A 17,936-nucleotide genomic window follows, 5' to 3' on the forward strand; every position below is an offset into this window, starting at 1 on the left:
TCCAAGGCCAGCCACATCGCCAGCCGCCGCAGCCGGTTCATCAGAAGACGAAGCATCTCGCGCTGAATACCCATCAACGCTTTGCGTCTTCGGTGATAGCGTGAGCGACTGATCAAGCAGGGAAACAAGTGACGGTAGTCCTTTTGAACCACGCGGTGGAAACTGAGCTCCGAGTCATTCGAATGCCCTTCTTGCATAATCGAGAGCGTAATAATCTCCGCGTCTGTCATCTTCATACGACCGGTTCCGTTCCGGAACCGGACCTCATCGGGGGCCACTTCCAGATAGAGATCATCGATGATGCAGTAGAGAATCAGGAACAACTCGTCGGTATTCGGGGTGGATTCGGTCATAACAGCAGAGGGAGCAGCGCCGGTCGGATGAGTGTGAAGACCCATTCGTGACTGGCAAACTGCCTCTGCTGTTTCTGTTTTAACCCGCTTGTATGGCCTTCAGCCTATGGCACAACCCGTTCTCAGAGCCGTTGTATTCTGGAGACGTCTTACCCAGTTCACGGCACTGCGAAGCGCACTACCCGCCGATGCAAACACGAGGCGCATCACACGACGAATGCTGGGTTTCTGGAGGAGTGTTACAAAAAAGAAACCTGCCGTCTTGCATCACGTTGGGCGATCCTGTATTATGAGAAAGCCGTAAACGAGTGGCGCAGGGCACACAGCATCACATCATCCCCGCTGAAACCGGTTGCTGCCCCCTCGCCCACTGCACTCGCCGCCCTTTTCATGCATTCGAGCGCACGCTATGGAGCTGGCTCCGCTCACCGTTCTCAATAAAAAGTATTCGATCAAGCGTACGCTTGGCGATCCTGGACCCTTTGACATCAGGTACTTAGGGCAAGACGTAGACTCGAAGGAGCCGTTCGTCATCCGCGAGTATTTTCCGGTTGACGTGGCGAAGCGCGAATCGGGCAAGACCTCCATCGAAGTGACGGGTGGAGAAGAAGCCGAGTCGCTGTTCGAGTCGGGGCTTGGGTACTTCCGCAAAGAGTCGGAGGTGCTCGCCGGGTTGGAGCATGATGCTCTTCCTGCCCAGTTGGATGTGTTCGAGGCCAACGGTACATGTTACCGGGCACGCCCAAACCAGGCCAGTACAACGCTTGCAAAGGGGCTTGCCAGCAAGGGGCAGCTCTCAGAGAAGGCGGCGCTGATGATCATGGTGCCCATCTTAGAGGCACTACATGTGGCCCATGAAGCGGGCCTCTACCACGGCGGGGTCTCCCCCGAGACCGTGCGGCTGCTTGAAGGCGGCGATGTGCTGCTGACGGACTTCCGCGGCGCGCAGATTCAGCTTGCTCGTTCAGCGGACAAGCTCGATCAGATTCGCCAGCCCGGGTACAGTGCTATCGAGCAGTACACGCCTCGCGCCAATCAGGGGCCGTGGACTGATGTGTACGCAGCAGCGGCAACGATCTGCACTATGGTGACAGGGGAGGTGATGCCCGAGGCGAGCGAACGCCTCGAAGGAGACGACCCCCTGCACGCCTTGCTTGAAGACGCCGCAGTATCGTTCTCGCCCGGCGTGCGCGAGGCGCTTATTGAGGCGTTGGTTGTCGATCCATCAAAGCGCCTGCAGTCGGTTGATGCGTTGCGCAACGCGCTCGAAGAGTCGTCAGAGCGGTACGACAGCACCGAGGCCGCCTACGCGATCATCTCGGTCGAAGATGAGGAAAGCGCTGACGGTGAAGCAGGCGATGCAGATGAAGACGACGAAATCGAAGTACTGACCACGGCCAGTGGCGACCGACCGGCCCGTGCGCAGCGTACTCCCGAGGAGAAGTCGTCGCTGTCGACGGTGCTACTGGTCGGGATTCCGCTGTTGCTGTTAGGCATTGGCGGAGGCCTTTGGTTTGCCTCAGGGGACTCAGGACCCGCCGGTACGTACGCGGACTACCGTGCCCAGGCTGACTCGTTGTATGGCGAAGGTGAATACAATGAAGCGGAGAGCTTCTACAACCAGGCTCTGCAAGTACGTCCAGAAGACGAGTACGTCCTTGACCAGCTCCGTAGCATCAGCGAGGAGCAGGCCCAAAGTGCCGAAGCGCGCTATGTGGAACAGGTGGAGCGTGGCGAAGAGCTGTCGGAACGAGCCAATAACTTTTATGAGAACAACAATTACGAAGAAGCCAACACGCTGTACGGACAGGCACTGGCAGCGTATTACAACGCGGTCGATCTGAGCCCAGACAGCGCACGCACCGAAGAGGCCGAAGGGCGCATCGCTGCTATTCAGGAGCAGCAGCGCGCCATGCTACGTGAACGAGCCGGATCGTCGGGCGGAGGAGACGGCGGGCTCGGGCCGCAGGAGCTCTACGACTTCTTCATTGAGGAAGGGGAGCGTCAGTATGAACAAGGCAACCTGCTCGCCGCACGTGGTAGCTACCAGGATGCGCTGGAATACCGGTCGAGTGACCCGTATGCCGAACAACGCATTGAAACGATCAATGCAGAGCTCGAAGAGCAGGAGAGTGAGGAAGAGTTCCAGAACCTGATCGACCGGGCTGAGCGTCTCATGCAAACCTCGAACTATGCTGATGCCCAGGATGCTCTGGAACAGGCCGTGCAGCTCAACCCGGATAATGCAGAGCTGCAAGAAATGATGAGCCAGAACGAGGAGCTACTGGCCGAGCAGCAGCAGCAAGATGAACGCTTCGATCAGCTGCGTACGCAGGCTGACAACGCCCTGCAAGAAGGCAACTACGAGGAAGCCATCTCGCTCTATCGTCAGGCCTACGAGATTAACCCGGATAGCGACGAGGTCGTAGAGCGTCTGCAGCGTGCACAGAGCGAGTACGAGGAGATGCAGATGGCCGCCCAGCGCCAGCAGCGCGAGGAGCAGCGCAGCGAAGAAGACGAAGAGACGGGGGAGCGCATTTACACAGTCGTTGATCAAGAACCCGCCCCCGTTGGCGGCTTGGCTGCGCTTACGCAGAACGCGTCGTATCCGGAGCGTGCGGCTCGTCGAGGAGTAGAAGGCCGCGTGTATGTGCAGGCAGTCGTCAATGCTGACGGTAGCGTGCGCGAAGCCGAACTGATTCGCGGCATCGGGTACGGATGCGACCGCGAGGCGCTTCGCGTTGTGCGCGAGGCGGAGTTTGAACCGGCCCAGGTAAGCGGACGCGCTGTTGCCTCGCGTACCACAGTGTGGGTACAGTTTAGCTTGAGCGGTGACTGATAAACGATATTTCGGCTCCGATTTCCCCGGAGCTCAGTTTTAAGCTGGAACAGCCTACAGCAGGTTGATACGACACACCGTGCGCCCGCTCTGACCTTGTGTGTCAGGGCGGGCGTTCGATTGTCATGCATGTACCCGGGCTGTACGCGGGCTCCATCGTTCTTTCAGAAACACGGTGCGTCTTGGGGATGCGAGGGTGTGTGCACCGCAGCATCATGCGCTTGGTATCCCCTGAACACCGCCCTTACCTGAAGCGTTGAAGCTCTGTGTCGTGTTCTTTTGCTACCAACCCGACGGACGCATGGCTTTTTCTTTTGAGTATACCGCGTGGGACGAGGCGCGCCACGGCGATCAGCGTCCGCTGTTCGAGCAGCTCAACGAGCTCTTTCAGGAGCTGCTGCAACACACTGCGGGCGATGCCAACGAGGCGCTGGAGTGGCTTACACAGCTCGATGAGCAGTACGACCTGACCGAAGGCCATGATGAGGGGATTGGCGACTTCATTGAAGAGCTGAAGCGCCGTGGGTATCTCCAGGAAGGCGAGAAGGGGCAGTCCATTCAGATTACGGCCCGCACCGAGCGGGCGTTGCGTGAACGAGCCCTGGATCGGATCTTTGACAACCTGCAGAAAGACGGGCGCGGCACACATCGTACGCCCTATGCGGGGCAAGGCGACGAGCGGCTGCCCGAGACGCGGCGCTGGGCCTTTGGCGATAGCATCAACCGGCTCGACGTGACGGGCACGCTCTCGAATGCGTTTCGGCGCAGCGGCATTGGATCCGACTGGCACCTGAGCGAGGACGACTTCCGTGTGCACGAAACCGACCATCGATCCACGATGGCTACGGTGCTCATGATCGACCTGTCGCACTCGATGGTGCTGTACGGGGAAGATCGCATTACGCCTGCCCGAAAGACCGCACTGGCGCTGGCCGAGCTTATCAAGACGCGCTATCCCGACGACACACTCGACATTGTGGCGTTTGGAAACGAGGCGTGGGAGGTCGACCTGAAAGACCTGCCGTATCTGGAAGTGGGGCCCTACTACACTAACACGCGCGCCGGCTTGCAGCGTGCTCGCGATATTCTGCACCGCCGTAAAAACCGCAACAAGCAGATCTTTATGATCACGGATGGCAAGCCCAGCTGCCACATCGAAAACGGACGCATGTATCGCAACGCGTATGGGCTCGACCGCCGCATTGTGAACAAGGTGCTCGATCAGGGTATGATGTGCCGCCGCGAGGGCATTACCATCACCACATTTATGCTGGCGCGCAACCCCCAGTTGCAAGACTTCGTGCGCGACCTAACAGAAACGAACCACGGTCGCGCCTACTACGCCTCGCTCGACGATCTGGGCTCGTTTCTCTTCGAAGACTACGTGCGCAATCGCCGCACGCATGTGCGATAGCACAAGCAACTGCACGGTTTCTATTGGTTCTGTTTTACGTATCCACTCGTTTAGCCTATGGCCGAGCGCGCCCCATTTCGCCCGAAGCAAAGTCTCGGGCAGAACTTTATGCACGACCCGAACATGATTCGCAAGATTGTCGGGGCGTTGCAGGCGCCGCCCGATGCCCACGTCGTTGAGATTGGGCCGGGCACCGGGGCGCTAACAGGATTGCTGAACGAGCGCTACGACACCTTTACCGCACTTGAAATCGACCAGCGAGCCGTCGCGTATCTGAACGAACATCTACCCGCTGTAGATGTCCGCGAAACTGATGCGCTGGAAGCAAACTGGGCCGCGCTGGCCGAAGAGAAAGGCGGCCCGCTGTACGTCATTAGCAACACGCCGTACTATCTGACGAGCCAAATCTTATTTGTTCTGCTGGATGCGCGATCCGTCGTGCAGGAAGCGGTGCTTACGATGCAGAAAGAGGTGGCTGAGCGTCTGGTAGCCAAGCCCCGCACAAAAGCCTACGGCATCCTCAGCGTACTCATGCAGCTGTATGCCAACCCCGAGTACCTGTTCAGCGTCTCGCGTCATGTGTTTACGCCGCAGCCGAACGTGACAAGCGCCGCCGTGCGCTGCACCTACGCGGTTGACGACGAGCCCGAGGTCGACTTCGACTGGATGCGCACGCTTGTGCGGGCGGCCTTCAACCAGCGTCGTAAGATGCTGCGTAACAGCTTGAGCCTGTGGACGAAGGACCAGGATCTGACGCTTCCGAACGACTGGGGCCGCCGCCGCGCTGAAGCCCTATCGCCCAGTACATACATCGATCTGGCGGCGTATTTGGATGAACAGGCCGCTCCGCGCTCCGCCACTGAATGACCGCTCCCCGTCTACCTGGTTCCGTGTGCCATGCCCGACTCTCTGCAGCGCCCCGGCGTACTCGACCTTGACGCCCAGCTTGTCGACGACGTTTCTGTACTTGTGGAAGCGGGGCAGCGCGGCATGGTGTTGAACCTGGCGGCCGACTTGCATCCTGCCGACCTGGCCCTGCTCATGGCGCGTCTGCCTACCGAGCAGTCTCACACCGCGTTTAGCTGGCTCCCTGACGCGCAGGCCAGTGAGATCTTGCTGGAGCTGAGCGACAGCCAGCGTCGCGACCTGCTCCACACCCTGCAGCCCGAGCGTCTGCGACGTCTTATCGATGCGCTCGACACCGACGACGCCGCCGATGTGCTCAGCGATATGAGCGACGCCCAGGCGCTGCACGTCTTGCCCGACCTGGCCGACACCCACGACGTTGCCGCGCTGCTGGAGTACGACGAGGAGAGCGCAGGCGGCATCATGGCACGCGAGTTCGTGTCCGTTCCGCCCGAATGGACGCTCGAACACGTCATCGAAGCTGTGCGTCAACATGCCTCTGACATTGACGACATCTACGCGGTGTTCGTGGTAGGAGCCAACGACCAGCTCGAAGGCGTCGTCTCCCTCAAAGACCTGATGCTGGCGCCCGCTGACCGCCCCGTGCGCACAGTCATGGACCGCGACGTCATCACTGTAGGCACAGACATGGACCGCGAAGAGGTTGCGCGCATCATGGAGCGCTACGACCTGGTATCGCTCCCCGTGGTCGATGCCACCGGCGGAATGGTCGGGCGGATAACCATTGACGATGTCGTCGATGTGATTCGGGAGGAGGCCGAAGAAGATATTCAGATCATGAGCGGGGGCTCGGGCATCGAGCAGCCCGACGACACCGTGTGGGCCGTGAGCCGGGGGCGGCTCCCCTGGTTGCTCGTGGGGCTGTTTGGCGCCGGGCTTTCGGGGTCTGTGATCGGTGGATTCGAGGTTGCTCTGGAGCAAGCGGTGGTACTGGCCACTTTCATACCCATCGTAACAGCCATGGGAGGTAACGTCGCAGTGCAAAGCGCTGCCATTGCTGTACAAGGGCTTTCTTCGGGCGACATCTGGATGGATGACCTGGGACGGCGTATCCTGAAAGAGATGGGTGTTGCGCTTCTTAACGGAATCGTCTTGTCTCTGCTTCTCTGCAGCGCGGTTGCTGTGCTGAATGTGGGCCATGTGCAGCTTCTGATTGCTACCTTGGCCTCAACCATGCTTACCGTGATTCTGGTAGCGACCACGAACGGTGCACTGGTGCCGTTCGCCCTGAAATGGCTCGGCATTGACCCTGCCAGTGCAATGGGGCCGTTTGTTACCACGCTAAACGACATCATTGGGCTGAGCATCTACTTCATGTATGCGACGCTTATTTACCTGTGAGCAAGCATCTCATCCCGACACAAAAGAAAGAAGCATGTGCAGGGTACTTGAGCTTCGGACCAGCCAGCGTTACTTGGCTTAGCAAAACTTGGCGTGCCGTTTTCATTGGGAGAAAAGAATCCAGCGACGGGAGCTTCTCAATCTGTAGTCCCAATTATTCTGTTAAGGAAATGGAAATAGTCGGTTTTCCCCGTTATGTTGCCGGTTTCAGCAGGTCATTGACTTGAAAACGTACGTATCACCTCTTAACGTAACTGTCGCATGAGCGCAATACTTCCATAACGTTGAAGTATCCCAGCATCGTAGCCCAGTCGTCCTGAAGAAAATATACAGGATCTGGATTAGTGACGAAGCAATTGGGACATAACTACGGATGAAACGCGCCCCTACACTTCGTTGCATAGTCAAATTGGGCTGTCGATTGCCCATACTCTTCGCCTGTGCCAGTATATCATGTTGTACTGTTTCAGTGTGACATTGCCGAGGCACGTTGGGCCCTGTGCTGGCTCAACCATGGCAAGATAAGATCCTCTCCGTAGTAAGGTGAGAGAGGACATCACCAGGAACCGTGTGGAAAGAGCAATCCAGAAGAAAGTAGCGAAGCGGGGCTTCTGCATGTATGCTTTCGCGTTTTTGGTGTCACGGTGCTCATGGACAGTAGACAACCCGTTACTGCTCACCCATTTTTTGTCAGATAGAAAACGGAGCCATGAACACATTAGCTACACGGCTCCTGTGCGGGCTTGCGGTGCTACTTTTAGCACCCGGGCTTGTGTTTGCGCAGGAGGGAACCATTAGTGGTACGGTAACAGATGGAGAGACCGGAGAGGCCCTTCCCGGAGCAAACATCGAAATATCCGAACTCGGAGTCGGTGTTGCTTCTGGAGTCGACGGAACGTATACGCTTGAAGACGTTCCGGTTGGCGAATATGAGGTTCGAGTCAGCTTCATCGGATACCAAGTGGAACGAACCTCTGTGCAAGTTGAAGCCGGATCGGTTACGGAGTTGGATGTTGAACTGCTTCCCGACGCCGCTCAGCTCGAAGAGGTCGTCGTAACAGGACTCGGCGTAGAACAGACCCGAGGCGAGGCAAACGTGTCCGTGTCCAGCATTGATGCGGGAGAGCTTAGCGAAACATCGGAGTTCGAGAACGTAACCGATCTCCTGCAGGGCCGAACCTCCGGGGTTACGATATCTCGTTCGTCTGGCAACGTGGGTGCGGGACTGCGCTTCGATGTACGAGGCGGTGTAAGCCTGAACAGCGATGGCCAGCCACTCATCTTTGTTGATGGCACGCGTATCGCACAGGATCCAGCAACTGGATTTGGCGTCGGGGGCCAGCCAACAGGATCGCCCTTGGCAGACCTTGACCCGAATAATATCGAGTCGATCAACATATTGAAAGGTCCGGCCGCTACGTCGCTGTATGGCACCGATGGCACCGATGGCGTCGTGCTGATCGAGACGAAGAGCGGACAGCAAGGTCAAGACCTCCAGGTGGGTTATCAAGGCACCCTGGGGTCGGCGGTAAAACAGAAAGACTATAACGACGAGATTTACCCGACCGCAGACCGCCTCAATGACATTCATCGTAGAGGGGCCATTCAGGGACACCGGGTGAACGTTTCGGGATCCTTTGAGGACGTCAATTACCGGCTCGCCTACTCGCACCGAGACACGGAAAGCATCTTTCCGACGGGAGAGGGACAGCGCAACAACCTCAATGCTAACATCGAGGCACGACCAACTGAGTCGTTTACGGTGAGCAGTCGCTCTACGCTGGCGTTCAATTACTACACCCGCCCCCAATCGGATAACAACATTTTTGGAGTGCTTGGAGCGCTTGCGCTGGATGCACCGTTTGGTGCTTTCACGGAGCGGGACAGCTCAGCATTCTTCGCGATCGATGACCAGCAGCGAGTCCGTAAGTTTCAGCAGTCGGTGCAGCTTACCTACAATCCTGAAGCTCTTTCGGGGCTCACGCTTCGCGCTCAGGGCGGAGCCGACATTACGGCCCGCCGCAATGACCAGACGTGGCCGAACCAGTACGCAGGTATTTATCCGTCCTCTGGAGGAGAGCGAAATGCGCTCGACTCCGACCGGCGCCGCTTTAACGCTGACCTCACAGCCACGTACGATTATGACCTCACGTCTAATGTGAGTGCCACGACGACGGCTGGTAGTCAGCTATTCACGGAGTCGGACCGGTTCGTAAATGCCACGTCTTCGGAAATCGGAACAGACTTGATTACCGACATTGGCGCAGGCACGCAGCTCGATGCGATCGGCGAGGGGCTTTCGAATGAGCGCAGCGCTGGAATCATCGGACGCCAGCAGCTCGAATTCCTGGACCGCTACTCGCTTGAGTTCTCCGTCCGCCGCGACTGGTCTACACGCCTCGTTGGCGGAGAAACGGGCTCGTTTAAGGAGTGGTATCCGGCAGCCCGCGCATCCGCCCAGATTGGCGATTTCCTCCCCGACATCGTGAGCCGCCTCAACGTGCGTGCTTCCTGGGGACAGTCCGGCTCGCTGCCCAACTTGGTTGACGGCGAACTGGTGCGCCTTAATGGACAGTCCAGTGGCTTTGGAACGGGCGCAACGATTGGTAACGTTGGAAACCCAGACCTAAGCCTGGAGCAGGTGAATGAGATTGAAGGAGGCTTCGACCTCGGCATCAATGAGCGGTACTCCTTCTCGTTCACCTACTACCGCCAAAACACGGAAGACTCGATCGTAAACTTCCAGGTCGCTCCGTCGACCGGGTTCGGCAACCAGACCGTGCCCCGCAACGTCGGTGAGATCTTTGCACAGGGCATTGAGATGGATCTTGGCGTGACGGTGCTGCAGACCGAACAGCACTCGCTCAATCTCAACGCAAACTACAGCTACCGAGACCGAGAAGTGCGCGAACTCGGTGGCGAAACCATCTTCGGAGGCTTCCAGCGCAACGTGATTCGGGAAGGTCTCGCACCCTTTAGCTTCTACGGCCCCAGAGTGAACGGAGCGTTGTTTGCTGATGACGGAACGTACCTTGGGCCCGACATCGGTGACGAAAACGTTGAGCTTGGGAACCCGGTGCCTGACCACTTCGGTGGATTTGGGCTCTCGGCAACCTTCTTTGAGGACCTGCAGATTAATGCGCAGGCCGAGTACCAGTTGGGGCATCAGACATACGGAAGCACAGCGCGCTTCCTGACGCTGATTGGTGCTAACGCGCAGCGGAATGAGCTCGCTCAAGAGCTTTCTGGACTCCAGCCCGGCACCGAGGAGTACCGTTCAGTGGCCAATAGCCTGGCTCGAACCAATCCCGGCGCGGGAAGTGGCGAAATTGACAACTTCCTGCAAGATGCTGACTTCCTGAAGCTCCGCTCCGTTGGCGTGCGGTACGACGCATCCGACCTGCTCAGTTCGGTAACCGGAACGGACCAGGTCCGAAGCTTCACGCTTGGGTTTTCGGCATCGAATCTCTTTACGATCACGAGCTACGATATTGGCCCCGACCCGGAAGTCAACTTCAGTGGCTCGCGAGGTGTGACGCGTGGACAGGACTTTCTCACGCTTCAGAATCCGCGAGAGTACACGTTCACCCTTCAGGTTGGCATCTAAGTCAACCGCATGGGGAGTGGGAGAGACAGCCCCACTCCCCGTTTCCTGATCCACCACTTACCTCCATGTTTTTAACGCATAGCTTGAATTGACCTATGAGTAGTTACCGAACTACACTTAAACGACTTTCGGCACTCGGTGCCGTTTTAGTCCTCGCTGTGACGTTTGCAGCTTGCGACTCATTTGTTGCAAACGTTGACCAGCCGGTTGACGAGGCGGGAAGCGATCAGTTTAGTGATCCGGCTGAGGCTGAGTTTCTAATTACAGGGGTCCAAGCCCAGTGGGCTGATTCGCATTCCGGCGTAACGGATCTTGCCGACGGACTCTCCGACGAGTTTCGCTTCGGGATCAATGGGGATGCAACCTTCCCGACGTTTGCTCAGCTTGATGCGGGTATCATTGCAGACGATAACAACAGCATCACCGGCGCACTGAATGACCTTCAGGAATACCGGTTCTTGGCGGACGACCTGCTTCGTCGTGTGGAAGAAGACGAGCGGTTTGACCTGTCGGATCCGTCAGCTACGGCTTCGGAAGAACAGGTTCGCCTTGTTGCCAACGTTCACGGCGCAAACGCCCGATACTACCTTGCCACGTACTTTGGGCACCCGGATGACCCGCGCCGGGGCGGAGCCACAATTGATACCTCCGCGTTCATCCCATCGCCTGAGCTTTACCAGCAGGCTGACGACAAGTACGCTGCGGCCTTGGCAGAGGCAGAGGCCCTGGAGAGTGGGCTGCAACAGCGCCAGATCCAGTCGGCCCGCGCACGGGCAGCGCTTTATGCTGGAACCCATGACTTCCAAGATTCGGGCGGCTTCCAGGGGCAAGAAGCGCTTGAAGCGGCAGCTGAGTATGCCCGCCAAGGACTTCAGCAGGGTGAGTCGTGGGACGTAGCCTATGACCTGAATACGGGGAATGACTACCACTTTCAGGCCGGAGCCGGACGCCTGCAGCTGGCTGTGCAGGACGGGAATTTCAACCAACTCGCGACGCGCTCTCCAGACCCCTCACAGAGTTACCGCGTGGCTGACGAAGACACTGGCGAACTGGTGGCCCGAAGCCACATTGAGACGGTTGCCAACAATCCAGACGAGTTGAACCGGATTCCGCTCACAATCATCAACAATGGTGGGACAACCCTTGGCGGATTCGGCGCGCTCCCGGAAAACCTGCAGAGCGAGGCTTTGGGAGACGATCTCTTCCCTACGATTTTTGATGCCTGGCAGCCCAATGGTGACGCCGATCCTATTGGTGATCTTATTGGCGACGAGGGAGAAGATATCATCGAATGGGGCCAGGGCAAATGGGAGCAGCGCACCAACATGCCCTTCGTTAGCTGGCAGGAGCTTTTCCTGATCCGTGCCGAGCTCGAACTGCGCGGCTTTGATGCGGGGGGCGAGTCAGCCCTTGCGCTGGTAAACACCGTCCGGGACAGCTACGGACTCAGCAGCCTCAGCGATATCGATCTGGAGCGGCTCGCTGTTGAGCGGGACCGTACGCTGTTCGCCACGGGCCACCGTCTTCCCGACCAGCGCCGAATGGATGTGGTCGAGTGGCACCTGAAGGATCAGGTGGGCGGCCAGCAGACGGCGCAGTGGTTGCAGCTCACACGAGCTGAGACGGAGCCGAACCCGAACTTCTAACCACAGACTGACGCATACGCACCACGTATCGCAGCAGGGCGGCCTCCACTATTTAGGAGGTCGCCCTGCTTTTTTGTTGGCTATCCTGGCCTAAGCCAGAGAACTTGCTCCGAACGCTTCCGGCGCGGATGTCTCCGGCAGGGCTGACGGGAGCGAAGGGGGGACCGTTCACCCCAGGAAAGATTATTATTGGGAGAGCGGGGCTGGAATGGCACCAAATCCGGTTGCAACATTACGGTGACGACATATGCAGTTGGGCCTCACCCTCGTTATCGTGTCGCGGAGTTCTGCCTCCTTCAGGAGCACGACAAGCATGACCTGCGGATGAGGGCTGCAGCGATCACTAACCTTCTAATCACTACTGAAGATAAGCAACCGTATCCCAAAAAAAGAATTGAGCGTGAACTAAATGCTTGGTAAACGTGAAAGCATGTATACGCCCCCCTTAGTCTAAGAGTAGACTCGCACCAATCCTTGACAACGAGTGCATTGCTTCTTAGCATGAGGGTCACATGTGCACAACACTACGATTACATCAAAGTATTGTGCTTGTGATTTTACAGGAAACGCAAGTTGCTGTAAGTAGTAGTTGGTTTTTCCTGTAACGAGATACATGTGCACTGCAACGTACATAGTACCGGCATCAGACTTATTTCCTGTTGAAGCTATACTGGCTTACGAGCAGGAGGCTACATCGGTCAGTGCTGGTACGTCACTACACATAATCGCTTCAGTCAAAGCACAGTCTGCTATGTCGTGTGTCTGCGTACTGAAGCACCGTGTGTGACGTTGTGCACGATATTGTGATAGGGGGCTGATCCGGTTTCCTACCACCAAGGATGGCAAGCTGCAAACGGTAATTGGTTGTGTCCTCGTGATGCATGATGGCTTGAGTGATGGCTGCATGTGCGTTGCGAGACACATATTCCCCCAATTATCGTAAGCGGCGCGGCCGTCGCGATACACCCCCGGATGTTACTAAAGAAAGCCCCACGTGCTTGCACAGGAGGCATCAGGTGATCAGAATAAGCCCTGGCATTTTTGCCCCGGCGTTCTGTAGGGCCTGCGAATCTTGTGTTTGTATCCCGCAGCGTCAACGGCTGCGTATCCATCGTTTTTCGGTTAGATAGAGGATTTTTACATCATGAAAAAAATAGTTACAAGGCTCCTGTGCGGGTTTGCAGTGCTTTTATTGGCACCCGGGCTCGTGTTTGCACAGGATGGAACCATCACCGGTACGGTGACGGACGGTGAAACAGACGAACCGCTCCCCGGCGCCACGGTGCAGATTCCATCCATTGGTGTTGGTGCTGCTACCGATGCTAACGGAGAATATACAGTTAGCGTTGAACCCGGTACCTACACGCTTTCGGTTACCTTCGTAGGGTACAGCCCCATTGAACGCGATGTAGAAGTAACTGCCGGAGAGACGGTCACCGCCGACTTTACGCTCGAAGTGTCTGCTGAGCAACTGGGTCAGGTTACGGTTACCGGTCTTGGCCTCAGCCAGGATCGAAGCCGCAGTCAGGTTTCGGTGGGACGTGTTAACGCCGACGATATCGCTGAAAATGCCAGCTTCGACAATGTGTCGCAGCTGATTAGCGGTAACGTTGCAGGCGTAAGCGCCAGTGCCTCCTCCGGAAATATCGGAAGCGGCATTCGCTTTAACATTCGTGGCGGTGGCGGACTGGGCGGCGACGGCCAGCCTGCGATCTACATTGATGGTACGCGTGTCGACAATCAAGAGGTTGTTGGGTTTGGAGCAGGGGGGCAGGGCACTTCGCCACTGGCCGACCTCAACCCGTCCGACATTGCCAACATCGACATCATTCGTGGACCTGCTGGCGCGGCGATCTACGGAACGGATGGCTCGAACGGCGTGGTGCTCATCACAACCAAGACGGGCTCCTTCTCGAACGAACCGACTGTCAACGTTGAGTACCGTGGTACCGCCGGATGGAGTGAGCAGAACCGTGAGTACTCCGACCGTAACCATGTGACGGCAGATGATGCGAATGCGCTCTTTGAAACAGGGGCACTGCAGGATCATCAAGTGGCTGTTTCCGGTGGTGCAGAGTTTGCGCGCTTCTATGCGTCCATCAACCACCGTATTAACGAAGGCGCCATCGCGAATAACGAAGGAGAGCGCACGAACATGCGGGCCAACTTCGAAGCGTTCCCGAGCGATGACTTCTCGATCCGGGCCAGCACAGGCTACACGCTGAATGCCCTCCAACGTCCCGATAACGATAATAACGTGCAGGGATGGCTCGGAAATACGTTGTTGCTTCCCGTGTCTTACAACTTTACCGACAGTCTGGCCATTGCGAATCTGAACGATGTGCAGAAAGTGAACCGCTTCAACGGTTCGCTGCGTGCTACGTGGTCACCGATTGAAAATCTGTCGCTGCAGGCGACAGGTGGATTCGATAGCTCGGCACGCCGCCAGGATCGCACCCGTCCGCCCGGGTTCGTATACTCTGGTATCGGCACCGATGGTGAGCGCAATATCTTCATTCGTCAGAATGACAACTACAACTTCGATGCCCAGGCCACCTATAGCTACGGTATTGTGCCGGACCTGCAAGCGACGACGCTTGTTGGCGGGCAGTACACCGACGTCACGCGTCGTACATCGTTCAGTACGACACGCGGATTCGGGAACCAGTTGATCACCGACATTGGTGCGGGTGATGAGCTCTTCGACATTGGAGAGGGGCTCACGAATGTACGTAGCAGCGGTCTCTTCGTACAGCAAGAGCTTGTGTACGATGATACGTATACGCTAACGGGTATGCTGCGTCGCGATGTGTCGACTGCGCTCGGTGCCAACGTTTCGGACGTGTTCTACCCGAGTGTGACCGGTTCGGTGACGCTCTCGAACTTCGACTTTGTGCCCAGCACGTTGAGCTACCTGGCTGTGCGTGCGGCCTACGGCGAAACCGGTCAACTTCCCGGTGTGCTGGATGGCGAACCGCTGCGCTTTGCTGCCACGGTAGCCGACTTTGGTGCAGGTGCGTCAATTAGTACTGTTGGGAACCCGGACATTGTACCGGAACGGGTGCGCGAAATGGAACTCGGCATTGATGCCGACTTTCAGGACCGGTACTCCTTCCAGGGAACGTACTGGTACAATTGGGCCAATGACTCAATCATTGATGCCCCGCTGGCATCCTCCACAGGCTTTGGCTTCCAGGCGCTTCCTTCAAACGTAGGAAGCATTGAAAGCCAGGGTGTGGAACTGACGCTGGGTCTTACACCGATCCTTTCGGAAACGGCTCGCGTCGACCTGAACGTGACGTATGGCTACCAGTGGACGGAAGTCCAGGATCTGGGACCGAACCGCGAAGAGATCTTTGGCGGATTCAACGCCAATGTTCTTAAGCCGGGACTACCCCGTCAGGCCTTCTTCCTGCCTCCCATTGTGGGCGCCCGCTTCAACGACGACGGCGAGTACCTGGGGCCGGAAGTTGGGGAGCGTCAAGAGCTTGGTCAGCCGATTCCGAAGCACTCCGGCGGCGTTCGCCTCAACGCGACGCTGTTCCAAAACCTGAGTCTTAGCGCGTTCGCTGAATACGCTACAGGACATCAGGTGCTGAATAGCACCGCAGGATTTGGCGCCGGTACGGGTGGCTATCCGATCCGAAATGAGCTTGCAGCTCAGTTGGATCAGCTTACGCCGGGCTCGGCTGAGTACATCGACGTAGCTGAACGCTACGCTCGTACGAACACGAACTTCGATGCGAACTTCCTCGAAGACGCCGACTGGCTCAAGCTGCGCGAAGTCTCGATCCGCTACAACTTCACGGAGTTGCTGCAGAACGCTACAGGCACCACGCCCATCAACAACTTTACGGTGGGACTCGCAGGCCGCAATCTGTTCACGTTCACCAAGTACTCGGGTCCTGACCCTGAGGTGAACTTTGACGGATCGCGTGGCCTGATTCGTGGCCAAGACTTCCTGACGCTGCCACAGTCGCGTCAATTCCAGGTGAGTGTCACGCTTGGCTTCTAAAGAGCTTCTACCCTGAAGCCTAAATCTGATGAGCGAATCCGGTGCCGTACAACCGGTACGGCACCGGCGCTTGTCGACTGACCAAGCATTCCTCTGTATCAACCGATTTGGATATGAAACGTATACGACTACTCTCTTTCCTTGCAGCCTTTGTGTTGCTTGCAAGCCTCACCGCTTGCGACTCCATCGTGGAGGATACCACAGACCCGATTGACAGCGCAGGTAGTGAGGCGCTGAGCAGCCCTGATCAGGTCGAGTTCCTCATCAATGGCATCCGCGCACGGGGCAACAACGTGCAGGAAAACGTTACGGTGCAAGCCAGCCTGATGTCTGATCAGTTCATCTTTGGCGGAGCCAATGGCGGGGGCGCTACGTTCCCGACATTCCGCGATCTGATGCAGGCGTTTCCGGCAGCCACCAACCCACTGAATAACAACTCAGTGGACGGTACGCAGAGCCACCTGGGCCAGTACCGCTTTCTCGCTGATGACCTGCTTCGCCGAGTCGAAGAGCTTGGCGCAGACGCCTTTGGCGGTACCGACGATCCACGCTGGGTCAATGCAAATTTTGCTGGCAACTTTCACGGCGGCCTTGCGCGCTACTACTGGGCGACCTACTTCGGCGAAACGCAGCGTAGCGGTGGGGGCGTAATTTCGGACCTCGAGAGCCCCGCTGATCCGGAGCGCTCTGAGTTTATTCCGTCAGATGAGATGTACAACCTGGCGATTCAGAAACTTGATGCCGCGCTTCCGTTTGCATCCGAGTATCAGACCAAAGTCATCAACTCGGTGAAAGCACGCATTGCGCTTTTCCGGAATAACCCTGGTCAGGCAGCTACGCTTGCCGAAAGCGGCCTGGCACCGGGCGATGCCGCGTTCCAGAATCAGTATCTTGATCGTTCTGGAAACCAGGCCAACAACTGGCATACGGAAGGCGGTGTCGGACGCGCACAGACCGTGCCGGCGCCCCGGTTCTTCTATAGCCCTGACTATCTGAATGAAGACTACGAAGCAGCCGAGTCCGGCCGGATTCCGCTGCTCGATCCTGATGTCGTGGGCTACACGATTGACTCTGGTAACGTAGAAACAGATGATGACGGGAACCTCATTCTCGCGAATCGGGATGCTGAACATCCGCTCCGCTTCCCGGTGAATCTCTCCGATGGAGACGCGCCTGTGCTTCCTATGCAGGGACGCTACCCTACTCGGGGAGCCAACATCGACTTCATCACCTGGCAGGAGATGAATCTGATTCAGGCTGAAGCGATCGAGCGCGGTGCAGCCTCGGGCGATCCGCTCGCACTCGTAAACGAAGTGCGCGAATCGCACGGCATTTCGGCACTGGAGTCCGCCGACTATGACGGCATGAACACCATCTTCACCGAGCGCGATAAAGAGATGTTCACAACGGGCATCCGTCTGGTCGATCAGCGCCGAGCTACCGAAAACGGGCTCAATGCTGACGGGCTTGATCTGGACACGCACGGATGGCATCTCGAAAACGCAGATGAACTGCTCTGGTGGTATCTGCCGATCACGCTCGCCGAGCGCAACAACAACCCGAACCTGCCTACGGAGCTGCCCTAACTGGCGCTTCATAGCATAGCTCAGCACAAACTGAGCATCTGGTTTTCTCCAGACTTGTTCTGCGAGAGACAACGGCCCGCTCCCATATCCTGGGAGGGGGCCGCTGTTGTTTGAGGCATAAGCCCAATTGTAGAAGATACTGATTCGCCAAGCGATGGCGAGAATGCCTGTTCAGCAGAATCCACAAAGAGATCCCGACCACTCACTT

At 57.3% G+C, this 17,936-nt stretch carries 8 protein-coding genes and 1 pseudogene; 8 read left to right on the top strand and 1 reads right to left on the bottom strand.

The features are described 5' to 3' along the window. Window positions 1–353: pseudogene (locus CRI93_RS10780) on the bottom strand (hypothetical protein); the annotation flags it as partial. Between the two features lie 409 nt (window positions 354–762). Here CRI93_RS10780 and CRI93_RS10785 point away from each other — a divergent pair. The 8 genes from CRI93_RS10785 (at window position 763) to CRI93_RS10820 (ending at window position 17,728) form a co-directional block, all read left to right on the top strand. Then, on the top strand, window positions 763–3,192 hold the full coding sequence (locus CRI93_RS10785; protein WP_098062651.1) for a TonB family protein: 2,430 nt from the start codon (window positions 763–765) through the stop codon (window positions 3,190–3,192). Between the two features lie 301 nt (window positions 3,193–3,493). Then, a complete protein-coding gene (locus CRI93_RS10790; protein WP_098062652.1) occupies window positions 3,494–4,606 on the top strand; it encodes a vWA domain-containing protein in 1,113 nt (370 codons plus the stop codon). Window positions 4,607–4,663: 57 nt separating this feature from the next. Continuing rightward, entirely contained in the window at window positions 4,664–5,473 is an 810-nt protein-coding gene (gene rsmA / locus CRI93_RS10795) for a 16S rRNA (adenine(1518)-N(6)/adenine(1519)-N(6))-dimethyltransferase RsmA (RefSeq protein WP_098062653.1), read from the top strand. Between the two features lie 30 nt (window positions 5,474–5,503). Continuing rightward, a complete protein-coding gene (mgtE, locus tag CRI93_RS10800; protein WP_098062654.1) occupies window positions 5,504–6,874 on the top strand; it encodes a magnesium transporter in 1,371 nt (456 codons plus the stop codon). 709 nt (window positions 6,875–7,583) lie between these two features. Then, window positions 7,584–10,481 (top strand): carboxypeptidase-like regulatory domain-containing protein, encoded by a 2,898-nt coding sequence (locus CRI93_RS10805; protein ID WP_098062655.1) that lies wholly within the window; start codon window positions 7,584–7,586, stop codon window positions 10,479–10,481. Window positions 10,482–10,639: 158 nt separating this feature from the next. Next, the gene (locus CRI93_RS10810) at window positions 10,640–12,127 is read left to right on the top strand and encodes a hypothetical protein (protein WP_098062656.1); all 1,488 of its coding nucleotides are present in this window, start codon (window positions 10,640–10,642) and stop codon (window positions 12,125–12,127) included. A gap of 1,207 nt (window positions 12,128–13,334) precedes the next feature. After that, window positions 13,335–16,142 (top strand): TonB-dependent receptor domain-containing protein, encoded by a 2,808-nt coding sequence (locus CRI93_RS10815; RefSeq protein ID WP_176521833.1) that lies wholly within the window; start codon window positions 13,335–13,337, stop codon window positions 16,140–16,142. Window positions 16,143–16,255: 113 nt separating this feature from the next. Beyond that, the gene (locus CRI93_RS10820) at window positions 16,256–17,728 is read left to right on the top strand and encodes a RagB/SusD family nutrient uptake outer membrane protein (RefSeq protein WP_141491672.1); all 1,473 of its coding nucleotides are present in this window, start codon (window positions 16,256–16,258) and stop codon (window positions 17,726–17,728) included. Window positions 17,729–17,936 lie beyond the last annotated feature (208 nt).

It is taken from the genome of Longimonas halophila, from assembly GCF_002554705.1.
Lineage (GTDB): Bacteria > Bacteroidota > Rhodothermia > Rhodothermales > Salinibacteraceae > Longimonas > Longimonas halophila.